A 1,078-nucleotide genomic window follows, 5' to 3' on the forward strand; every position below is an offset into this window, starting at 1 on the left:
GGGGCGTCGATCGAGCACCTGTCCGATGTGGAACTGTATGAGCGGGTCGTCGAGCAACTGGCACGCGCGGCCAACTACGGGATCGTCGACGAGCAGCAGACGCTGTATTACGTATTGACCGGTGTGCAGGTCGCCCCCCGATTCGACGAGCATCCGGCAGTGCAGGCTTGTCTTGTGGCCGTGTCTTGCGGAGAGAAGAGCCTCGACGATGCGCTGTTGACGATCGATGACGCGACGTGGAATGCAATTCGTGAAGACTACGATCGCAGCCTTCTGGAGGAACGCAGCGGTGTGGCGTAAGTCTGCGATTGCCGCTTGCGCCGGCAAGGTCGATACACGCACGGCGTGGATGCCGAAGAGGCCGCTGTTCGACTCGACGAACGACAATATCAAGCTGGTCGCCGTACCGGCAGGTCCCGACGGCATGCTGCCGCGGCCATGTGAAGAGAGTGCTTATGCCTGATGTCATGCAATACGCTGCACCGGAATTCCGTGCGATCGATCCAGGCCGACGTGGTGCGCGCGCCGCTCGCGGACGGTTCTCCGCGGCGTTGCGAGTCGCCGCGGCAGGCTTGTTCTTCGTGTCGATGGCGGCGTGCAGCAAGTCCGATCCGACCTACACCAGCATTTCAACGGAGGCGTTGAACTACCTGCCATACAACCTCGTTCGGTTCACGATCACCGACCGGTTCGGCAACAAGGCACGCGGTGGTGGCGACCTGGAACCCGGGGCCGGGGAAGGCAGCATCGCCTGCTGTTACTTGCTGAAGGGCAACGATTTCAAGGTTCAGTGGACGTATTACGATGCGGACGACTGGCGGCCGGGTGAGCAGGTGAAGAAACAGCAGGCAGAGACGGACGTTTCGTTGCCGCCAACCAAGGAGCCGGACTCGATCGGCTCACGCATTCTCGAGGTCCACTTCTACCCCGATCGTCATGTCGAGCTGGCGTTTCCTGGCGAGATGCTGGGCAGTACCCGATTGCCGATCGTGGACGTGTCGCGTGAGTTGACGAAACGGTACGGCAAGCGGCTCGACAAGAAATACGAAGACAATGACGCCCAGTCGCACCGCAGGAT

At 61.1% G+C, this 1,078-nt stretch carries 2 protein-coding genes; both read left to right on the forward strand.

Annotated elements, in window-relative coordinates; genetic code table 11:
* Positions 1-300: hypothetical protein (locus ACWDD7_RS37895; RefSeq protein WP_450460735.1), on the forward strand; the 300-nt coding region annotated here is incomplete at its 5' end.
* A gap of 155 nt (positions 301-455) precedes the next feature.
* Positions 456-1,078, forward strand: a 623-nt coding sequence (locus tag ACWDD7_RS37900) for a hypothetical protein (RefSeq protein WP_450460736.1), incomplete at its 3' end; no start/stop codon positions are given.

It is taken from the genome of Streptomyces sp. NPDC001056 (assembly GCF_053598955.1).